The sequence below is a fragment of the Teichococcus aerophilus genome (assembly GCF_014490485.1).
Lineage (GTDB): Bacteria > Pseudomonadota > Alphaproteobacteria > Acetobacterales > Acetobacteraceae > Pseudoroseomonas > Pseudoroseomonas aerophila.
This window is the reverse complement of record NZ_JACTVA010000048.1, coordinates 1-18,702: the sequence shown is the minus strand read 5'-3', so window position 1 is coordinate 18,702 and position 18,702 is coordinate 1. Positions and strand designations below refer to the sequence as shown.

The 18,702-nt window shown below is 69.1% G+C and carries 16 protein-coding genes; 14 read left to right on the top strand and 2 right to left on the bottom strand.

Annotated features, from left to right (window positions below; translation table 11 throughout):
* Window positions 1-10 precede the first annotated feature (10 nt).
* Window positions 11-1,462 (top strand): chromosomal replication initiator protein DnaA, encoded by a 1,452-nt coding sequence (gene dnaA / locus IBL26_RS20355; protein WP_187786348.1) that lies wholly within the window; start codon window positions 11-13, stop codon window positions 1,460-1,462.
* 84 nt (window positions 1,463-1,546) lie between these two features.
* Window positions 1,547-2,080, top strand: a complete 534-nt coding sequence (locus tag IBL26_RS20350) for a CHAP domain-containing protein (RefSeq protein WP_187786347.1) — start codon at window positions 1,547-1,549, stop codon at window positions 2,078-2,080.
* A 429-nt stretch (window positions 2,081-2,509) separates the two neighbouring features.
* Here the strand turns inward: IBL26_RS20350 and ppc are convergent, their stop codons facing one another.
* Window positions 2,510-5,305, bottom strand: coding sequence for a phosphoenolpyruvate carboxylase (gene ppc / locus IBL26_RS20345; protein WP_187786346.1), 2,796 nt, complete (start codon window positions 5,303-5,305; stop codon window positions 2,510-2,512).
* 161 nt (window positions 5,306-5,466) lie between these two features.
* Here ppc and IBL26_RS20340 point away from each other — a divergent pair, with 161 nt between their 5' ends.
* From IBL26_RS20340 to IBL26_RS20310, 7 genes are all read left to right on the top strand, one after another.
* On the top strand, window positions 5,467-6,480 hold the full coding sequence (locus IBL26_RS20340) for a Bug family tripartite tricarboxylate transporter substrate binding protein (RefSeq protein ID WP_187786345.1): 1,014 nt from the start codon (window positions 5,467-5,469) through the stop codon (window positions 6,478-6,480).
* Between the two features lie 517 nt (window positions 6,481-6,997).
* A complete protein-coding gene (locus tag IBL26_RS20335; protein WP_187786375.1) occupies window positions 6,998-7,261 on the top strand; it encodes a twin-arginine translocase TatA/TatE family subunit in 264 nt (87 codons plus the stop codon).
* A 225-nt stretch (window positions 7,262-7,486) separates the two neighbouring features.
* Complete coding sequence (locus IBL26_RS20330) at window positions 7,487-8,143, top strand: methylthioribulose 1-phosphate dehydratase (protein ID WP_408901960.1); 657 nt, start codon at window positions 7,487-7,489, stop codon at window positions 8,141-8,143.
* Complete coding sequence (locus IBL26_RS20325) at window positions 8,140-8,679, top strand: 1,2-dihydroxy-3-keto-5-methylthiopentene dioxygenase (protein WP_187786344.1); 540 nt, start codon at window positions 8,140-8,142, stop codon at window positions 8,677-8,679. The genes IBL26_RS20330 and IBL26_RS20325 overlap by 4 nt, the downstream gene beginning before the upstream one ends.
* Entirely contained in the window at window positions 8,679-9,401 is a 723-nt protein-coding gene (mtnC, locus tag IBL26_RS20320) for an acireductone synthase (protein ID WP_187786343.1), read from the top strand. The genes IBL26_RS20325 and mtnC overlap by 1 nt, the downstream gene beginning before the upstream one ends.
* Window positions 9,402-9,477: 76 nt before the next feature.
* The gene (corA, locus tag IBL26_RS20315; protein WP_187786342.1) at window positions 9,478-10,470 is read left to right on the top strand and encodes a magnesium/cobalt transporter CorA; all 993 of its coding nucleotides are present in this window, start codon (window positions 9,478-9,480) and stop codon (window positions 10,468-10,470) included.
* A gap of 168 nt (window positions 10,471-10,638) precedes the next feature.
* Window positions 10,639-11,811: an SGNH/GDSL hydrolase family protein gene (locus IBL26_RS20310; RefSeq protein ID WP_187786341.1), complete on the top strand. Its 1,173-nt coding sequence runs from the start codon at window positions 10,639-10,641 to the stop codon at window positions 11,809-11,811.
* Window positions 11,812-12,242: 431 nt separating this feature from the next.
* Here IBL26_RS20310 and IBL26_RS20305 read toward each other — a convergent pair whose 3' ends face one another.
* Window positions 12,243-12,572 carry a hypothetical protein gene (locus tag IBL26_RS20305; protein ID WP_187786340.1) on the bottom strand — a complete coding sequence of 110 codons (330 nt, stop codon included), beginning with the start codon at window positions 12,570-12,572 and terminating at the stop codon, window positions 12,243-12,245.
* A gap of 88 nt (window positions 12,573-12,660) precedes the next feature.
* Here IBL26_RS20305 and IBL26_RS20300 point away from each other — a divergent pair, with 88 nt between their 5' ends.
* The 5 genes from IBL26_RS20300 to IBL26_RS20280 all read left to right on the top strand — a co-directional run.
* Window positions 12,661-14,526: an ABC transporter ATP-binding protein gene (locus IBL26_RS20300; RefSeq protein ID WP_187786339.1), complete on the top strand. Its 1,866-nt coding sequence runs from the start codon at window positions 12,661-12,663 to the stop codon at window positions 14,524-14,526.
* A 286-nt stretch (window positions 14,527-14,812) separates the two neighbouring features.
* A complete protein-coding gene (locus tag IBL26_RS20295; RefSeq protein WP_187786338.1) occupies window positions 14,813-15,805 on the top strand; it encodes a Bug family tripartite tricarboxylate transporter substrate binding protein in 993 nt (330 codons plus the stop codon).
* Window positions 15,806-16,230: 425 nt separating this feature from the next.
* The gene (locus IBL26_RS20290) at window positions 16,231-17,202 is read left to right on the top strand and encodes an acetamidase/formamidase family protein (RefSeq protein WP_187786337.1); all 972 of its coding nucleotides are present in this window, start codon (window positions 16,231-16,233) and stop codon (window positions 17,200-17,202) included.
* Complete coding sequence (locus tag IBL26_RS20285; RefSeq protein ID WP_187786336.1) at window positions 17,199-18,281, top strand: WcbI family polysaccharide biosynthesis putative acetyltransferase; 1,083 nt, start codon at window positions 17,199-17,201, stop codon at window positions 18,279-18,281. The genes IBL26_RS20290 and IBL26_RS20285 overlap by 4 nt, the downstream gene beginning before the upstream one ends.
* An 88-nt stretch (window positions 18,282-18,369) precedes the next feature.
* Window positions 18,370-18,702, top strand: a 333-nt coding sequence (locus IBL26_RS20280) for a GcrA family cell cycle regulator (protein WP_408901959.1), incomplete at its 3' end; no start/stop codon positions are given.

The window sequence follows — 18,702 nt, the reverse complement described above, 5'->3', positions numbered from 1 at the left end:
GCAGGAACTGATGGGACACAGCCAGGTAGCGGACGACCCTGTCGCCGAGGCCTGGGCCCGGATCCGTGGCCGCCTGCGCGAGGATGTCGGCGAGGTCGAGTACCGCAGCTGGCTGCGCCAGATGACCCTGGCCGCCATCGAGGGCGAAGAGGTCGTCATCCTGCTCCCCACCCGCTTCCTGCGGGACTGGGTCCGTACCCATTACGGGGACCGCCTGCGCCTGCTGTGGCAGGGCGAGCACCCGGGCGTCCGCCGTGTCGATATCCGCGTCGCCGCCGAAGCCCGCCCGGCCGAAGCCGAGGGCGAGGATTCCACCGCCCCCCGCGCCGGTGGCCTGGCCGAGTCGCTGGCCACCCCGCCGCGCCAGCAAGCCGCCGCTGCCGCCCCCGCGCGCGCCGAGGCGCCCAAGGCCGATTCGCGCAACAACGACTGGTCGGCCAAGCTGGACCCGCGCTTCACCTTCGACAGCTTCGTCGTCGGCAAGCCCAACGAATTCGCCTATGCCTGCGCCCGCCGCGTGGCGGAAAAGCCGGCCAGCCCCGGCTTCAACCCGCTGTTCCTGTATGGCGGCGTCGGCCTGGGCAAGACGCACCTGATGCACGCCGTGGCCTGGGCCATCCAGAACGGCGAAGGCGGCGTCGAGCGGCACGTGACCTACATGTCGGCCGAGACCTTCATGTACCGCTTCATCAACGCGCTGCGGAACCAGTCCACCATGCAGTTCAAGGAGAGCCTGCGCTCCGTGGACGTGCTGATGATCGACGACCTGCAGTTCCTCATCGGCAAGGACAACACGCAGGAAGAGTTCTTCCACACCTTCAACGCGCTGGTGGATGCCGGGAAGCAGATCGTCGTCTCCGCCGACAAGTCGCCCAGCGACCTGTCGGGGCTGGAGGACCGTCTCCGCACCCGCCTCGGCTGCGGCATGGTGGCGGACATCCACGCCACCACCTACGAACTCCGCATTTCCATCCTCCAGGCCAAGGCACAGACCGCCGAGGTCGAGGTGCCGTCCCGCGTCCTCGAGTTCCTGGCGCACAAGATCACCAGCAATGTCCGTGAGCTGGAAGGCGCGCTGAACCGCCTGATCGCCCACGCCAACCTCTTCGGCCGCCCGGTCACGCTGGAATCCGCGCAGGAAGTCCTGCACGACATTCTCCGCGCCCATGATCGCCGCGTCACCATCGAGGAAATCCAGCGCAAGGTGGCGGAGCACTACAACATCCGCCTCACCGACATGTCCTCCGCCCGCCGCGCCCGCAACGTGGCGCGCCCGCGGCAGGTGGCCATGTACCTGGCCAAGCAGCTCACCTCCCGCTCGCTGCCGGAGATCGGCCGCCGCTTCGGCAACCGTGACCACACCACCGTCATGCACGCCGTCTCCCGCGTCTCCGAGCTCATGCAAGCCGACGTCTCCTTCGCCGAGGACGTGGAACTGCTGCGCCGCATGCTGGAAACCTGATAAGCTGACGCTCCCCCTCCCCCAGGGGCACTGACCACAGCACCGCCGGAGCCCCCGCCCGGCGTTCAGGCACGGACTTGCCCGATGAGTATTCCAGCGACGCCGTGGCCCGGCGGGGGCACCAGGCGCATCGCCTGCCTTCTGGCATTGCTGCTGCTGGCCGCCTGTGGCGGCGGCGGTGGCCGCGTCGCTACCGGCGGCGGCGCCGGCAATGGCGGCTTCATGTGGTGCGTGCCCTATGCCCGCGCCGAATCCGGCATCCAGCTCAGCGGCGACGCCTGGGAATGGTGGAACGCCGCCGATGGCCGCTACGAACGCGGTACCAACCCACGGCAAGGCAGCCTGCTCGTCCTCAGCCGCACCTCCCGCCTGCGCGAAGGCCATCTCTCCGTCGTCAGCCGCGTCGTCTCCGCCCGCGAAATCCGCGTGGACCACGCCAACTGGGCCAATGGCAGCGCCAAAGGCCGCATCACGCTGGACCAACCGGTGATCGACGTCTCCCCCCGCAACGACTGGTCGATGGTCCGGGTCTGGTACCCACCCATCAACAACCTCGGCAGTTCCTCCTACCCCGTCTCCGGCTTCATCCACCGCCGGGCGCTGATCGCGTCTCGCTGAGGCGCGCTCTGGGTTGGGGAGAAGGCCGGGGAAGGAATTCCCCGGACCCCTTCTTTTATTTTTGCGAGTCTGGGAGGGCGCTTCAGGGAGAAGTTGGAACGTGGTGAAGCTCTCCCATGGCCCTTTGGGGCCTAGGCGCTTCGCCCGACGCCTGTGGGACTGCTGTAAAAAATTCCGGGTTAACCGGGAATGCTCCGTACCAACGCGAAACCGAAGCACAAACAACTGGGCGAAGCCCCATCGAAGCAGGTAGCCACGGGTAAGCCCATCAAGCTTCTAGAGCCGCCTCAAACAATCCGCCGGGCCAAAAACCCACAACCGTCGAACTCCCAGCGCCACGACCCCACCCCCGCCCAAACTCGAAAAAAGAAGATGGGGGCCTGGGGGAATTCCTTCCCCCAGCCTTCTCTCGCTCCAGCCTTCCTCCCCTCACCCCGTATTCCGCAACCCCGCCGCCACGCCGTTGATCGAGATGAGGATGCCGTTCTGCGCCTTCTCATCCACCTGCCCTGCCCGCCAGCGCCGCAGCAATTCCACCTGAAGGTGGTTCAGCGGCGCGATATAGGCGGAACGGTGGGCGATGGAGCGTTCCAGCGCCGGGTTGTCGGCCAGGCGGCGGGACTGGCCGTTGATGGCCTCCACCGCCTTCACCGTCCTGGCCCACTCGGCCTCGATCGCGGCGAAGACGCGCTCGCCCAGTGCCTTATCCGGCACCAGGCCGGCGTAGCGCTGCGCCACGTCCAGGTCGGCCTTGGCCAGCACCATGTCCATGTTGGAAAGCATGGTGCGGAAGAACGGCCATTCGGCGTTCATCCGCCGCAGCAGCGCCAGCCCGCCGTCATCCCCGGCCAGGTATTCTTCCACCGCCGCGCCAAAACCGTACCAGCCCGGCAGGGCCACCCGGCTCTGCCCCCAGGAGAAGCTCCACGGAATCGCCCGCAGATCCTCGATCCGCCGGTTCGCCTTCCGGGAGGCGGGGCGGGAGCCGATATTCAGCTCGGCGATCTCGGCAATCGGCGTGGCGCTGAAGAAATAGTCGGCGAAATCCGCCGTTTCGTAGACCAGCGCCCGGTAGGCAGCCATGGAGCGGGCGGAGAGCGAGGCCGCCGCCGCCAGGAACTCGGGCGTCGCCGCTTCCTCCGGCGCCAGCAGCGTGGCCTCCAGCGCCGCCGCCATCAGGATCTCCAGGTTGCGGCGGCCGATCTCGGGGTTGGCGTATTTGGCGTTGATCACCTCGCCCTGCTCAGTCAGGCGGATCTGGCCTTTCACCGTGCCCGGCGGCTGCGCCAGGATGGCCTGGTAGCTTGGCCCGCCGCCGCGCCCCACGGCGCCGCCACGGCCGTGGAACAGCCGCAGCGTCAGCCCCGGCTTGCGCTCGAACAACGCCACCAGCGCCGTCGTCGCCCGGTACAGCTCCCAGGTGGAGGTGAAATAGCCGCCATCCTTGTTGCTGTCGGAATAGCCCAGCATGATGTCCTGCTCGCCGCCCGAATGGCGGATCAGCGCCTCGATGCCCGGCAGGTCGTAGAATTCGCGCATGATCGGCTCGGCCGACCGCAGATCCTCGATCGTCTCGAACAACGGGCTGACGATCAGGTCCACCTTCGCCGTCGCCGCTTCCCGCGGCGCCAGCGTGCCGTGCATCAGCCCGCACTCCTTCTGCAGCACCAGCACTTCCAGCAGGTCGCTGACGCTCTCGGTATGGCTGATGATGGCGTGGCGGATGGCGTCCGCGCCGAAACCGGCGCGCAGCTGCCGCGCCATCTCGAAGATCGCCAGCTCGCTCTCGGTGTTGGCGGAATACACCGCGTTGCGCACCCGCAGGCCGCGCGGGTCGGCCAGAAGCTCCAGCAACAGCTTCTGCTTCGCTGCTTCCTCCAGTCCGGAGTAATCCAGCTCGATCCGCGCGGTCGCCAGCAACTCGGCCAGCACGGCCTCATGCTGGTCGGAACTCTGCCGCAGGTCGGTGGTGGCCAGGTGGAAGCCGAACACCTCCACCGCCCGCATCAGCGGCACCAGCCGGGGGGCGGCCAGCGCCGCGCCGTGGTGCCGGCGCAGCGAATCCTCCACCACGCGCAGATCGGCCAGGAACTCGGCGGCCCCTTCATAGGGCTCGGCCGGGGCCACGGCATGGCGCAGCGCCTCCGTCCCCGTCAGTGCCTTCAGCGTACCGGCCAGCCGCGCGTATACCCCCGTCAGCGCCCGCCGGTACGGCTCGTCATCCCGCCGCGCATTCGCGTCGCCGGAACGGGCGGCCAGCGCATCCAGGTCGCTGGAACACCCCGCGAGGGTGCGGGAGACGGAAAGCTCCGCCCCCAGCGCGTGCACCTCGGCCAGATAGTGCCGCAGCACCACCTCACCCTGGCGTTGCAGCGCCATGGTCAGCGTGCCGGCATTGACGTTGGGGTTGCCGTCCCGGTCCCCGCCGATCCAGTTGCCCATGCGGAAGAACGGCGCCACCCGCCGGCCCAGTTGCCGCTCCAGGTCCGCGTATAGCCGCGGGATCTCCCGCAGGAAGGTGGTGTTGTAGTAGCTGAGGACGTTCTCGATCTCGTCCCGCACCGTCAGCTTGACGAAGCGCAGGATGCGCGTCTGCCACAACTGGGTGATGCGCGTCTTCAGCAGCGCCTCGTTCTCCGCCCGCGCGCCGGCACCGCGCAGTCCGTCCCGCACCGCCAGCAGCTCCGCGATCGCCCGTTCGGTATCCAGCGTGCTCTTGCGCTGCACCTCGGTCGGATGCGCCGTCAGCACGGGCGAGACCCAGCTGCGGGACAGCGCCCGCCCGATCTGCTCCGCCCCGATCCCCGCCTCCTGGAAGCGGGCAAAGCTGCGGGCCAGGCTGCCCTCCTCCGGCGCCCCGCTCTCCTCGCTGGCTGCCTGCCGGCGTAGATTGTTGCGGTCCTCCGCCAGGTTCGCCAGATGGGAGAAATAGCTGAAGGCGCGGATGACGGAGACGGTCTCCGCCGGGCTCAGCCGCGTCAGCAGCCGGTCCAGGTCCTGCCCCGCCTCGGCATCCGCATGCCGCTCGAACGCCACGGAAAAGCGGCGGATGGCCTCGATCAGCTCGTAGGTGGTCTCGCCCTCTTGCTCCCGCACCACCTCGCCCAGCAGGTGGCCCAGCAGGCGCACGTCCTCGACCAGCTTCTGGTCACGCTCCCCGCCGCGCGGCGCCCCAGGCTCCGTGGCGAACGCCCCCTCCACGAGGGACCGGGTGGTATCGGGCATAACAGGCCTCCCTGGACGACGCTTGGACACGGCAGGCTGGCAGAGCCAACCGCACCGCACAATGGAAACGGCGCGGCCCAGCGATGCGCCAAGCCGCTGGACGGCCCTGCCGCCCCATGCTCAACCCCGAAGCAAGCCGACCGTTGAGGAACACCACCGTCATGCTGCCCCGCCGTACCCTGCTGGCGCTCACCGCCGCCTTGCCGGGCGCCGCCCTGCTTCCGGGCGCCCTGGCCCGGCCCGCCGCCGCCCAGACTGCCGCTCATCCCGCCGCTCATCCCTGGCCGGACCGGCCGGTGCGGCTGGTGGTGCCCTACCCCGCCGGCTCCACGCCCGACATCGTGGCCCGCACCGTGGCACAGCATTTCAGCACGGTCTTCGCCCAGCCCTTCGTGGCGGATAACCGCGCCGGCGCCGGCGGCAACCTGGGCACCGACGCGGTGGCCAAGGCAACGGACGGCCTGACCATCGGCGTCTCCATTAACGGCCCGCTCTCCACCGCGCCGTCGCTCTACCCCAACCTGCCCTACAACCCGGCCAAGGACCTCGCGCCGGTCTCGCTGCTGGTGCGCGCCGGGCAGGTGCTGGTGGTGCACCCCTCCGTCCCCGCCCGCACGCTGGCGGAGTTCGTCGCCTACGCCAAAGCCAACCCCAACGCGCTGACTTACGGCTCCGTCGGCCCCGGCTCCGGCGGCCATCTGGCGATGGAGGACCTGAAGGCCCGCGCCGGCATCCAGGCCGAACACGTGCCCTATCGCGGCTTCCCGCAAGCGACGCTGGACCTGGTGGCCGGGCGCATCAACGCCATGATCATCACCGTCGCCGGCATCCTGCCCCAGGTGCGCGAAGGCCAGGCCATCGCCCTGGCCGTCACCGCCGAGGGCCGCCTGCCCCAACTGCCTGAAGTGCCGACGCTGGAAGAATCCGGCATGCCCGGCGCCACATCCTACGCCTGGATCGGCCTGATCGCCCCCGCCGCCACGCCGGCAGACCGCGTGCAGGCCCTGGCGCGGGAAGCCCAGGCCGCCCTGGCTGCCCCGCAGGCCAAGCTGGCCATGGCCACCGCCGGCTTCGAAGTGGTGACCAACACCCCCGAGGAATTCGCCAGCTTCATCGCCACCGAGACAGCCCGCTGGGGCGGCCTCATCCAACGCCTCGGTATCCGCGCGGAGTAAGGGGCAGCGAAGAAGAGAAGGCCGGGGAAGGAATTCCCCGGGCCCCTTCTTTCCTTTTTTCCAAGTCTTCGGTCGGGGGCTGCTGAGGGCTCTGGTCTTAAGCACGGCTGGGTTCGCCGAAGGTCCTGGACCTCCGGCGACTGACGGTTCAGCCCACGTGGCCCATCATTGATTCATCAAGCAGAGCCCGCTCTCAATCCTGAGGCGTGACGCTAAACTCGCAAAAATAAAGAAGGGGTCCGGGGAATTCCTTCCCCGGCCTTCCGCCTTTCCGCCCACCGCGCCAACCGCCCAGGCAAGCAGCCAAGCTGCCGCCAAGCCGCGCGAGTTTCTGCGCCGCATCGGTCGAAGAAGCGTTGGTGACAGGTTGTTTCCACCCCCGATTCGGGCCATCTGCAAGTTTGCGCGGAGCCCGCCGGGACGGTAGGATTGCCTCCGTAGCACGAATGAATGTGCGTCCACGCGTGGGGGAAGAAGCCCCTGCGCCAGGGATGCCCCACTGGATCGAGGCTTGGCGATGGGTTCCTTCAGCATCTGGCACTGGGTTATCGTGCTGCTCGTTGTCCTGCTGCTTTTCGGCAGCGGCAAGATCAGCACCCTCATGGGCGATTTCGCCAAGGGCATCAAATCCTTCAAGAATAACATGAAGGAAGACGAGCCCGACGCCTCCATGGCGGCCGAGGCGCATCCGCCGCAGCAGACCGGCAACATTGCCGGCCCGACGACCGTGCAGCCCACGCAGGCCGCACCGCAGCCGAACCCGACCCGCCCGGCGGCCTGAACCGGTTTGCGCGGGGCCTCGCGGCCCCGCGCGATCCAGTTGGGCTTAGCCCGGCTTCGGCATGCGGGCAGCGCCACGGGCGCTGGCCGTCGACGTGTGTTCTGCTCCCTAGCCTGTTGCGCTCTTGTCATGCGCTCTTGTCATGCGCTCTTGTCACTGGCCCCTCCCGGCCGGCGCTGCTACGCCCCCTGCCGCGCTTACCGGTAGAAGGTGGAAGCCTTGCAGATTGTCAGCACCCCAGGCCCTACCGGCCTCGATACCCCCATCTCACCTGGCATTCCGGAAGACGTGGCCCAGGCCATTGTCGCCGCCGGCCGCAGGCTGGACCAGCGCAACTGGGTGCCCGCCACCGCCGGCAACATCTCCATCCGCCTGCCCGAAGGCCGCGTGGCCATCACCCGTTCCGGCTTCCACAAGGGCCAGCTGAGCGCCGACGCGCTGATGGTCGTGGACCTCGATGGCCGGCCGGAGCAGCCAGGCCTGCGCCCGTCGGCCGAGACGCTGCTGCATTGCGGCGCCTACCGCCGCTTCCCGGAAGCCGGCGCCGTGCTGCACGGCCATTCCATCGCCAACACCGTGCTGTCCCGCGCCGTGGGGGACCACATCACCCTCGCCAGGTATGAACTGCTGAAGGCTTTCCCCGGCCTTGCCACGCATGAGGCCGAGGTGGTCCTGCCGGTGTTCGACAACGACCAGGACATCGCCCGCCTGCAGGCAGCCGTCGAAGCCCGGTGGGATTCGATGAAAGAGATTCCGCCCGGGTATGTGCTGCGCGGCCACGGTATCTATGTATGGGGCCGCGACATGGATTCCGCGCTGATCCGCATGGAAGCACTGGAATTCATGCTAGAATGCGAATTCCACGAAAGGAGTGCGCGATGAGCCTGCTCACCGTCAAGAACGCCGCCACCGGCGCCCTCGAAGTCAGCACCAGCGACGCGGCGGAGATCGCCGCGGCCCTGGCCCCCATCAATGTCCGCTTCGAGCGCTGGCCGGTGGCCGAGCTGCCCGCCGGCGCCGATGCCGAAACGGTGCTGGCCGCCTACCGCCCGCAGCTGGACAGCTTCATGGGTGCCACCGGCGCCGGCACCGCCGATGTCATCAAGCTCGACCCCTCCCATCCCCAGAAGGATGCGATGCGGGCCAAGTTCCTGTCCGAGCACACCCATACCGAGGACGAGGTCCGCTTCTTCCACGAAGGCGTGGGCAATTTCGTCATCCATGCCAACGGCAAGGTGTACGACGCGCACTGCACCCAGGGTGACCTGATCAGCGTGCCCGCCAACGCCCAGCACTGGTTCGATGCGGGGCTGGAGCCGTCCTTCACCGTGCTGCGCATCTTCACCGACACCACGGGCTGGACGCCGCACTACACCGGCACCGACATGGCCGACCGCTTCCCGGCGGTGATCGGCTGATGGCACCCATCAGCGCCATCCTGACCGATATCGAGGGAACCACCAGTTCCATCGCCTTCGTGAAGGACACGCTCTTCCCCTTCGCGAAGGCGGCGCTGGAGGATTTCCTGGCCACCCACGCGCATGACCCCGAGGTCATCGCGTGCCTGGCCGAGGCCCGCCGCCTGGCCAATCCGGGCGAGGACGCCCCCGCCGCCCTCCGCCGCTGGATGGAGGAAGACGCCAAGGTGACGCCGATGAAAGCCCTGCAGGGCCTCATCTGGCGCCAGGGCTACCTGGATGGCCGGCTGGAAGGCCATCTGTGGCCGGATGTCGCCCCCTGCCTGCGCGCCTGGTCGCGCGCCGGCATCGGGCTGCATGTCTATTCCTCCGGCTCCGTCTCCGCGCAGAAGCTGATCTTCGGCCATTCGGTGGCCGGGGACCTCGCCCCGCTGTTCGGCGGGTTCTTCGACACGCAGGTCGGCGGCAAGCGGGAAGCCGCCAGCTACGCCGCCATCGCCCGCGGCCTGCACCTCTCGCCGTCCGAGATCCTGTTCCTCTCCGACGTGGCGCAGGAGCTGGATGCGGCGGCGACGGCCGGGCTGCTGACCTGCCAGCTGGTGCGCGCCGCCGACGGCACCCAGCCCGCACCGGGCCATCGCCAGGCGGCGGATTTCCCCGGCGTCGCCACGCTGTTCGGCCTGCCACAGCCGCGCGGCCACACCGAAGGCGCCGCCGCCTGAACCGGCCGCGCCGGCCCCGCCCGCCGGCGCGCGCCTCGCGCTTGCCCGCCCCCTCCTCTGCCGGGAACCACCTGCCATGATGACGACCTACACCTTGGCCGAGGGGCGCCTGCGCGTGGAGGACGGCATCCTTCCCGCCGAGGCGCTGCGCGCCGCCGTCTGGATCGACCTGCTGACGCCGACGCGGGAGGAGGAATCCGCCGTGCAGGACGCCTTCCGGCTGGAGATGCCGACGCGGGAGGAGATGCAGGAGATCGAAAGCTCCTCCCGCCTGTATCGGGAGGACGACGCGCTGTTCCTCACCGCCAGCTTCCTCTACGGCGCCGATGAGGGCGAGTACGGCTCCACCGCCATCACCTTCGTCCTGGCCGGCAACACGCTGATGACGGTGCGCTACGCCACCCCCAAGGCCTTCACCACCTTCGCGCTGCGCGCCCGCCGCACGCCCGCCGCCCTGCTCGGCAGCGCCGACGGCGTGATGCTGCACCTGTTCGAGCAGGTGGTGGACCGGCTGGCCGACATCCTGGAGCGGATCGGCGCGGACATGGACCGCGCCAGCCAGTCCGCCTTCCGCATCGCCCGCGGCAACCAGAAGAAGAAGGCCAATGTGCGGGACGCCGACCTCAAGGCCGTGCTGCTCGCCCTCGGCCAGGTGGGCGAGGTCACCAGCCGCGCCAGTGAGACGCTGCTGGGCCTGACCCGCATCCTCACCTTCGTCGGCGCCGAGAAGGCCACTGCCGTGCGCAAGGAGAACCAGGGGATGATCAAGATCCTGGTGCGCGACGTCCGCTCCCTGGTCGAGCACGCCAACTTCCTCTCCAGCAAGGCGAATTTCCTGCTGGATGCGGTGCTCGGCATCATCAACATCGACCAGAACGGCATCATCAAGACCTTCACCGTCGCCAGCGTGGCGCTGATGCCGCCCACCCTGGTGGCCAGCATCTACGGCATGAATTTCGCCAATATGCCGGAACTGCAGCTCTCCTTCGGCTATCCGCTGGCGATCTTGTTGATGATTTGCAGTGCGGTGCTGCCGATCGTGTATTTCAAGCGGAAGGGCTGGCTCTAGAGCATGATGCGTCCGCGCACCCCGCTCCACGCCTTTGCCTGACCGCGTGATTCAGGCTTCCCGGTGATGTCACCGCAGGCCATCACGCTCTAGCCACCCACCCTGGCCCACCAGCCCCGTGCCTGCGCCGGACCACGGTCTCCGGCCCGTCCATACGAAGGAAGATTCATGCAGCCCCAGCAAGGCGCCGAAGCGACACCGGGGCACGATGCCTTCTCCGTCTGCCTGCTCGGTACCTCCAACGGCGTCATCAAGGGTGGCTACGCGGATTACTTCCGGCACTCGGCCGCGCTGTCGCGCTTCGACAACTACTCCCTCGGCGCCAGTACCAGCGGCTTCGTCTTCTACCGGGCGGACAGGGTGGATTTCTCCCGCTACCAGTTCTGCATCCTCGACCTCTGCGTGAATGACGGCCGCTGGATGGATACCGGCCATGTGGAGCCGGAAAGCTGGACCCAGGCGGTGATGGATCTGTGCCGCCGCGTACTCGCCACCGGCTGCCTGCCGGTGCTGCTGATCCTGCCCTCCCCCAACCTGCTGGCACGGCCGCCGGAAGTGCAGGCCCGGGCGCGGGACGTCGCGCGCCGCCTCAACCTGCCCTTCTTCGATGGCTACGATCTGCTCCGGCAGGCCATGGCCGCCCGGCCGGGCACCGGCCCCGACGGCTTCTTCCGCGACCCCGTGCATGTGCACGAATGGTTCGGCCAGCAGATCTCCCGCCTGATCGTCGAGAGCCTGCCCCGCCTGCAGGCCCAGCGCCGCCCCGCCGCCCGCGTCATCCTGGAATCGATCGCCCGGCACAGCCTGGTCGACCTCGCCGCCCAGTTCGGCGGGGAGACGATGACGCGCGGCACCTCCCTGCTGCAGGAAACATTCGCCCTGCTGACGCCGCGGGACGGCGCGGTGCACTTCCAGGTGCCGCCGGCCTCCCGCGCCGTCGCCCTCTGCCTGGACCAGAAATCCTCCCACGGCATCGCCGAGCTGCAGGGGCGGCAGACGCACCCCCAGCGCCTGACCAACATCTATTTCAGCCCGGACTGGCGCGCGCCGCAGGCCGGCATGCTGTTCTCCTTCCGCCCGCTGACGCCGGAGGCGGACCTGCCGGACGGCACGCTCGGCCTGCGGGTGCTGCCCCCGGCGCGGGAGACGGACCCGCCCTCGCAGCTCATGCTGCACGGCATTGTCGTCCGCACCGCGCCGGAAGCCGCCGAGGTGCCGGACCTCTTCAGCGGCGAGACGGACATGGTGCGCTGGGTATCCCCCGGCACCTTCCCCGCCCTCGCCGAAGCTTCCCTCTCCTCCCAGGCCGTGCGGACCGAGACGCGGGCGATGGAGCACTGAACACGCGGGCCAGGAATGCGGCGCGCCATGCCTGCCCTGTGGGCGCATTCGCCCCCTTCCCGGCTCGGGCCAGTCGACATTCGGCTTAGGCGAGAGGGAAGGTCAGGGGAAAGAATTCACCTGCGTAAACGTATACGTTTACGCCATCTTTCTTCTGTTAGTTGGCGTGGGGCTTCGGAACCGGCAGTTGCAGCCGTGAGAAAGAGTCATCTCGGCTGAACCATCAGCCTCCGGCATGACCCCGCCCCTGGCCTGAAAAGGCCAACGCCGCCACAGCCACGCCCGAAAGACTCGCAAAAGAAGGATGGGGTCCGGGGAATTCCTCCCCTGGCCTTCCTATCCAGGGCCGAATGTCGACCCCGCTTGGACGGGCCCGTGGCCCCTCGACCCAGGCAGCCCGCCTCCGCACTCTCACCGGCAAGGCGGCAGCCTCACCAAAGCTCCCACACCGTCCCGGCCAACCCGGCCGCGATCAGCACGAAGCCGCAGCCCCGGTAGTAGCCCAGGCTCGCCGCATCCTGCCGCCCGTCCTCCCGCTCCGCCTCCGTCCGCCGCGTGCCACGCGACTCGAACATGCCCCGGCTCCAGGTCGGCACGTCGCGGGAGAGGTCGGCGCTGACGCAGATCAGCGTCGTCAGCAGCCCCAGGATCAGCACGCCGGGGAAGCCCAGCAACCGCACCACCGCCAGCGCCAGCCCCGCCAGCGCCAGGATGCCCACCCAGGCCAGGCCGTTCAGCAGGATGAAGCCGGGTCGCCGCATGCCATTCCTCCGCCAGGCGCCCAGGGGTGAGCGCCCTGTCACTCGCGCGTGCCTTGACTCCGGCACGGGTCGGGTCCTGCCTGCCCGCATGCCCCGCCTCCCCCTCGAATCGCTGATCGACCCTGTCACGCCACCCGGCCAGAACGCCAGCGCGGCCTTCGGCGTCCCCGTGCCGGTGCAGCCGCCGCCGGCCAACCTGCTCGGCTTCTACTGGTACTTCATCCGCCAGGCGCGGCTGCTCTTCGTGCTGCTGTTCATCGCGGGCCTGGCCGTCGCGCTGCTCGACGGCCTCATCCCGGTCTTCATCGGCCATGTCATCGGCCTGCTCGGCAGCCACGCCCCCGGCACCCTGTTCGCCGAGGCCTGGGCACCGCTGCTGGGCATGGCCGCGGTGCTGCTCATCGCCCGCCCGCTGGCCATCTTCACGCAGAACCTGGTCGGCCAGCAGGCCATCAACGCCACCGTCACCAGCCTGATCCGCTGGCAGAGCCACTGGCACGTCGTCCGCCAGGGCTGGGCCTTCTTCCAGGAAGATTTCGCCGGCCGCATCGCCAACCGCGTCATGCAGGCCGGCCCGGCGCTGCGTGAGAGCGTGATGCAGTCCATCAACGCCGTCTGGTACATCCTGGTCTACGGCACCGGCGCCATCATCTACCTCGCCACCGCCGATCTGTGGCTGGCCGCGCCCATCCTGCTGTGGTTCGTCGCCTATGCCTGCCTGCTGCGCTACGTCGTGCCGCGCATGCGGGTGCGGGCCCGCGTCGCCAGCGAACAGCGCAGCCTGCTGACCGGACGCATCGTCGACAGCTACACCAACATCCTCACCCTCAAGCTGTTCGCAAAGTCGGAGCAGGAGGACGCCTTCGTCCGCGAAGGCATGCTCGGCCTCACCGCCGCCTTCCAGCGGCAGATGCGGCTGGTCACGCTGAACAGCCTGATGCTCTCCACCCTCAACGCCATCATGCTGACCAGCATGGCGGCCATTTCCCTGACGCTGTGGAACCGGGGGGACATCCCGGTCGCCACCGTCGCCGCCGCGCTGCCGATGGCCTGGCAGATCGCCAACATCTCCGGCTGGGTCGCCTTCAACGTGGCCGGCATCTTCGAGAATATCGGCGTGGTGCAGGAAGCCACCGGCAGCATCGCCGTGCCCCCCACGGCGCCGGACCCGGAAGGCGCCCAGCCGCTGCGCGTCACCAAGGGCGAGATCGACTTCCAGCATGTCCGCTTCGCCTATGGGCGGGACAGCGGCGTGCTGCAGGACCTCGACCTCCGCATCCGGCCGGGGGAGCGCGTGGGTCTCGTCGGCCATTCCGGCGCCGGCAAGACCACGGCGGTCAACCTGCTGCTGCGCTTCTTCACCCCGGAGGGCGGCCGCATCCTGGTCGATGGCCAGGATATCGGCACTGTCACGCAGGAAAGCCTGCGCGGCGCCATCGGCATGGTGACGCAGGATACCGCCCTGCTGCACCGCTCCATCCGCGACAACATCCGCTACGGCCGCCCCGACGCCACCCAGGAACAGATCGAGCAGGCGGCCCGCGATGCCGAGGCCGAAGCCTTCATCCACGACCTGTCCGACTGGCGCGGCCGCACCGGCTACGACGCCCATGTGGGCGAACGCGGCGTCAAGCTTTCCGGCGGCCAGCGGCAGCGCGTCGCCATCGCCCGCGTGCTGCTGAAGAACGCCCCCATCCTGGTGCTGGACGAAGCCACCAGCGCGCTCGATTCCGAAGTCGAGGCCGCCATCCAGCAGTCGCTGGACCGGCTGATGCAGGGCAAGACGGTCATCGCCATCGCCCACCGCCTCTCCACCCTCTCCTCCATGGACCGGCTGGTGGTGCTGGAACACGGCCGCATCGTCGAGCAAGGCACCCACGCCCAGCTGCTGGAGCAGGACGGCCCCTACGCCCGGCTGTGGCAGCGGCAATCCGGCGGCTTCATCGGCGCCTAGAGCATCACCGACGACGCCCCTCGCGCGGTCAGGCAGACGATCGGGGCTTGCCTGCCGCGTCGATCCGCCGCCGGTCAGCGCCGGAAGCGAAAGAAAGGCCAGGGAGGGAACTCCCCATCAAACCTACAGGTTTGATCCTTCTTTTTTCTGCCGGTTTGCTGGCCGGAACATGGGCAGCGCCCTGCTCTTCAGCGCGCCCCGCCGACAGATAGGACAGCCCCACTCACTTGATCGGCCCCTTCGGCCAACAGCATACCGGTGCGGATTTTCTGTCCGGAGACTGCTCATGCTTCGCCACCCGGCCCGCCGCCAGTTGCTCGGCGCCGGCCTCGCCCTCGCCGGCGCCGCCGCGACCTCCGGCATCTCGCTGGCCGCCGAACCCTGGCCTACCCGCCCCGTCCGCCTGCTCATCCCGTTCCCGCCAGGCCAGGCGACCGACACCATCCTGCGCTATATCGCCGACGAACTCTCCCGCCAGTGGCCGCAGCGCCTGGTGGTGGAAAACCGCGCGGGCGGCGCCGGTGTCGTCGGCATGGAAGCCGGCGCGCGCGCCACGGCCGATGGCTACACGCTGGTCGCCTCCACCAGTGGCACCAACGGCATCAACCCCAGCATCATCCCGAACCTGCCCTACGACGCGGTGAAGGACTTCACCTACATCACCACGGTCTTCACCGTGCCGCTGGTGATCGTGGCCAACCCCGCCTTCGCGCCCAGCACGGTGCCGGAACTGCTGGCGGCGGCGAAGGCCGACCCCGGCGGCATCAACTACGGCAGCGGTGGCCCCGGCACCTCGCAGCACCTCTCGGCGGAAATGTTCGCCGCGCGCGGCGGGGTCAAGCTGACGCACGTGCCCTATCGCGGCTCCGGCCCCGCCATGGCCGACCTGCTCGGCGGCAACATCCCGATGATGTTCGACAGCGTCGCCAGCGCCCTGCCGCACATCCAGGGCGGCCGCATCAAGGCCATCGCCGTCACCTCCGCCGGCCGCGCGCCACAGCTGCCCGACGTCCCGGCCATCGCCGAGACCCTGCCCGGCTACGACGCCATCGGCTGGGCCGGCCTCTGCGTCCCCGCCGCCACGCCGCGCGCCATCGCCGAACGCGTGAACACCGACGTCACCGCCCTGCTGCGCGACCCCCGCATCGCCGCCCGCGTGCTGGAACTCGGCGGCGCCGCCGCGCCCCAGACGATCGAGGAAGCCAACGCCTTCGTCGCCAGCGAAATCCGCAAATGGGGCGACGTCGCCCGGGCGGCCGGGGTGAGACTCGAAGGCTGAAGCGCCGCGCTGGACGTAGGGAGCGGAAGGCCGGGGAAGGAATTCCCCGGCCCCCTTCTTCTCTTTCTGCCAGTTTGGCGAGGCACTTCAGGACTGGGAGGGGGTGCTGCTTGATGACTTTGATAATGGGCCGCGCGGGCTGAACCCTCAGTCGCCGGAGGTCCTAGACCTCCGGCGCACCCAGCCGTCTCTCAAGCGCACGGCTTCAACAGCCCCACGCAAAAAACTCGAAAAAAGAAAAGAAGGGGCCCGGGGAATTCCTTTCCCCGGCCTTCCCTTTCGCCTTGCTCCCGCCCCACCGAACATCTGCCAGCCAGGGCGGGCCCGCCGCAAACTTGCCCGAATGCCCTGGCCGGATGCCCACGGCCTCTTGACCCCATTCTCTCCGCGCGGGACTCTGCCCGCCCCGGACGGAGAGCCTCGCCATGAGCACCACCCACACCCTGCCCGCGAAGCCGGAGACGGTGCGCTTCGGCGCCTTCGACGCCAGTTTCGGCCCGGTCCTGACGGTCCAGTCGGGCGACACGGTGGTGATGGAATGCGTCTCCGGCCATGCCGAGATCATGCCGCCGCCGGAAAGCGGCCTGAAGGTGCCGCCGGCCCTGGCTGCCATCCATGCCGCCGGTATCCCGCGACTTGGCCCGCATATCGTCACCGGCCCCGTCGCCATCGAGGGAGCCGAGGCCGGCGATGCGCTGGAGGTCTTCATCGAGAAGGTCGAGCTGGGCGCGGACTGGGGCTACAACCATTTCCGCCCGCTGGTCGGCACCCTGCCGGAAGATTTCCCCTATCGCCGCCTGCTGCATATCCCGGTGGACCGCGCGGCCAACACCTGCAAGCTGCCCTTCGGCCCGGGCGGCGGCCTCAGCCTGCCGCTCTCGCCCTTCTTCGGCGTCATGGGCGTCGCCCCGCCGATCGAGTGGGGCCAGATCTCGACCAAGGAACCGCGCGCGCATGGCGGCAACCTGGACAACAAGGAACTGGTGGAAGGCACCACGCTGTGGCTGCCCGTGCACGCCCCCGGCGCGCTGTTCAGCGCCGGTGACGGCCACGGCGTGCAGGGCGATGGCGAGGTCTGCGTTACCGCGCTGGAGATGTGCCTGACCGGGCATTTCCGCTTCACGCTGCACAAGGGCGGCGGCGCGCGCAGCCCGGTGCTGCGCTTCCCGCGCGCCGAGACACCTACCCACTACATCTCGATGGGCATCCACGAGGATCTCGACCTGGCGATGAAGCAGGCGCTGCGTGAGATGATCGCCTTCATCGTCGCCCGTGCCGGCGTGTCGGAGGCCGATGCCTACCAGTTCTGCTCCCTGGCGGTGGATTTCCACGTCACGCAGACGGTGAACGGCGAGAAAGGCGTGCATGGCATGCTGAAGAAGGGCCTGATGTTTTGACGCCGCCGGACCTGCTGGATGCCGAATGGCTGTGGCAGGTCCACCTGGGCCGCCGCCCATCACCCAAGGAAGCTCAGGCCGCGCTGGCTGAAGCGGCCGGGGAGCCAGAGGCGCTGCGCCGCATCATCGGCACGCATCCGGATGCGCTGAAGCGCTCCCCGCACACGCCGCCGCCCCCGGCCGGCAGCTTCTTCTCCTGGCGCTCCGGCGCCCCGCGCGTGCTGATCCTCAGCAACTGCCAGGCGCAGAACATGGCCCGCGCGCTGCTCGGCGTCTGTGCCCGGCCGCTGTCCATCATGGCGCTCGACATCACTCATTTCGCGCGGGACCGGGATGCGTTCCTGCGCGCGGCGGCAGGCGCCGACATCATCGTGACCGCCGCCACCCGCGCGCCCGAATTCGCCGAGATCGCCGCCGCCACCCTGCGCACGACGACGCGGGCCGAGGTGGTCGGCCACGTGCCGCTGCATTTCACCGGCTTGTTCCCGGACATCACCTACCTGCTGCCGCGCGGCCAGCGCCTCGCCTCACCCATCGGCGACTACAATTCCGGAGTGGTGGTGCGCAGCTACCTGCGTGGCGACACGCCCGAGGAATGCCTGGCCAGCTTCACCGAGGAGACCTTCGCCACCCTCGGCTATTTCGCGCAGTTCGAGGCCGCGCGCGACGAATGGCGGCGGCGGGAGGAACGGCTGGTGCCGGGCGACCTGACACTGCGCGACTGGTTCCTGGACCACGTGCTGGAACAGCCGCTGCTCTACAGCGTCAACCACCCGACCAGCGCGATGCTGGTGGAATCCGTCCGCCGCCTGTGCGCCAGGCTCGGCCTGCCGGTGCGGGAGGGCAGCGACCACGTGTATCCCACCACCTTCAGCTTCGGCGCCATCTGGCCCATCCTGCCCGCCCTGGCGGGCAAGCTGGGGCTGGGCTATTCCACCGCGCACGTGTACTCCAACAACACGGCGATGATGGATGCCGAGGAGTTCGTCTGGCGCAGCTACCAGCTCTACCCGACCTATGAGCGTGCCCTGCTGGAGGAAGCCGCGAGTGCCCGCGGCATCACCTGGCAGCGAGCGTAACAAGTTTTCCACAACTTTCCGCCCTGGCAGCGGGCGGCCCATCTTGTGTTCACCCCGCCGCTGCAACTACCGTATCTTGTAGAAGCGAATGCGGAAGGCGGAGCCCATGGACTGGACACCAGAGGCGATCGAGGCCCTGCGCGGCTTTTGGGCAGAAGGCCATTCGACCGCTGAAATCGGCCGTCGCATGGGAATCTCCAAGAATGCCGTGGTGGGCAAGGCGCATCGCCTGACCCTGCCGCCCCGCCCCAGCCCCATCCGTCGCGAGGCCACCATCGGCACCGCGCCGGCCCCGCGCCCCGCAGCTCCCGCTGCGCCGGCCCAGCCCCGCACGGTCCAGGCCCCCGCAGCCCAGAGCATGCCGGCTCAGGCCGCCCAGCCTGCCGCCAGCCCCACCCCGGCCCAGCCGGCGGCCCCCGCC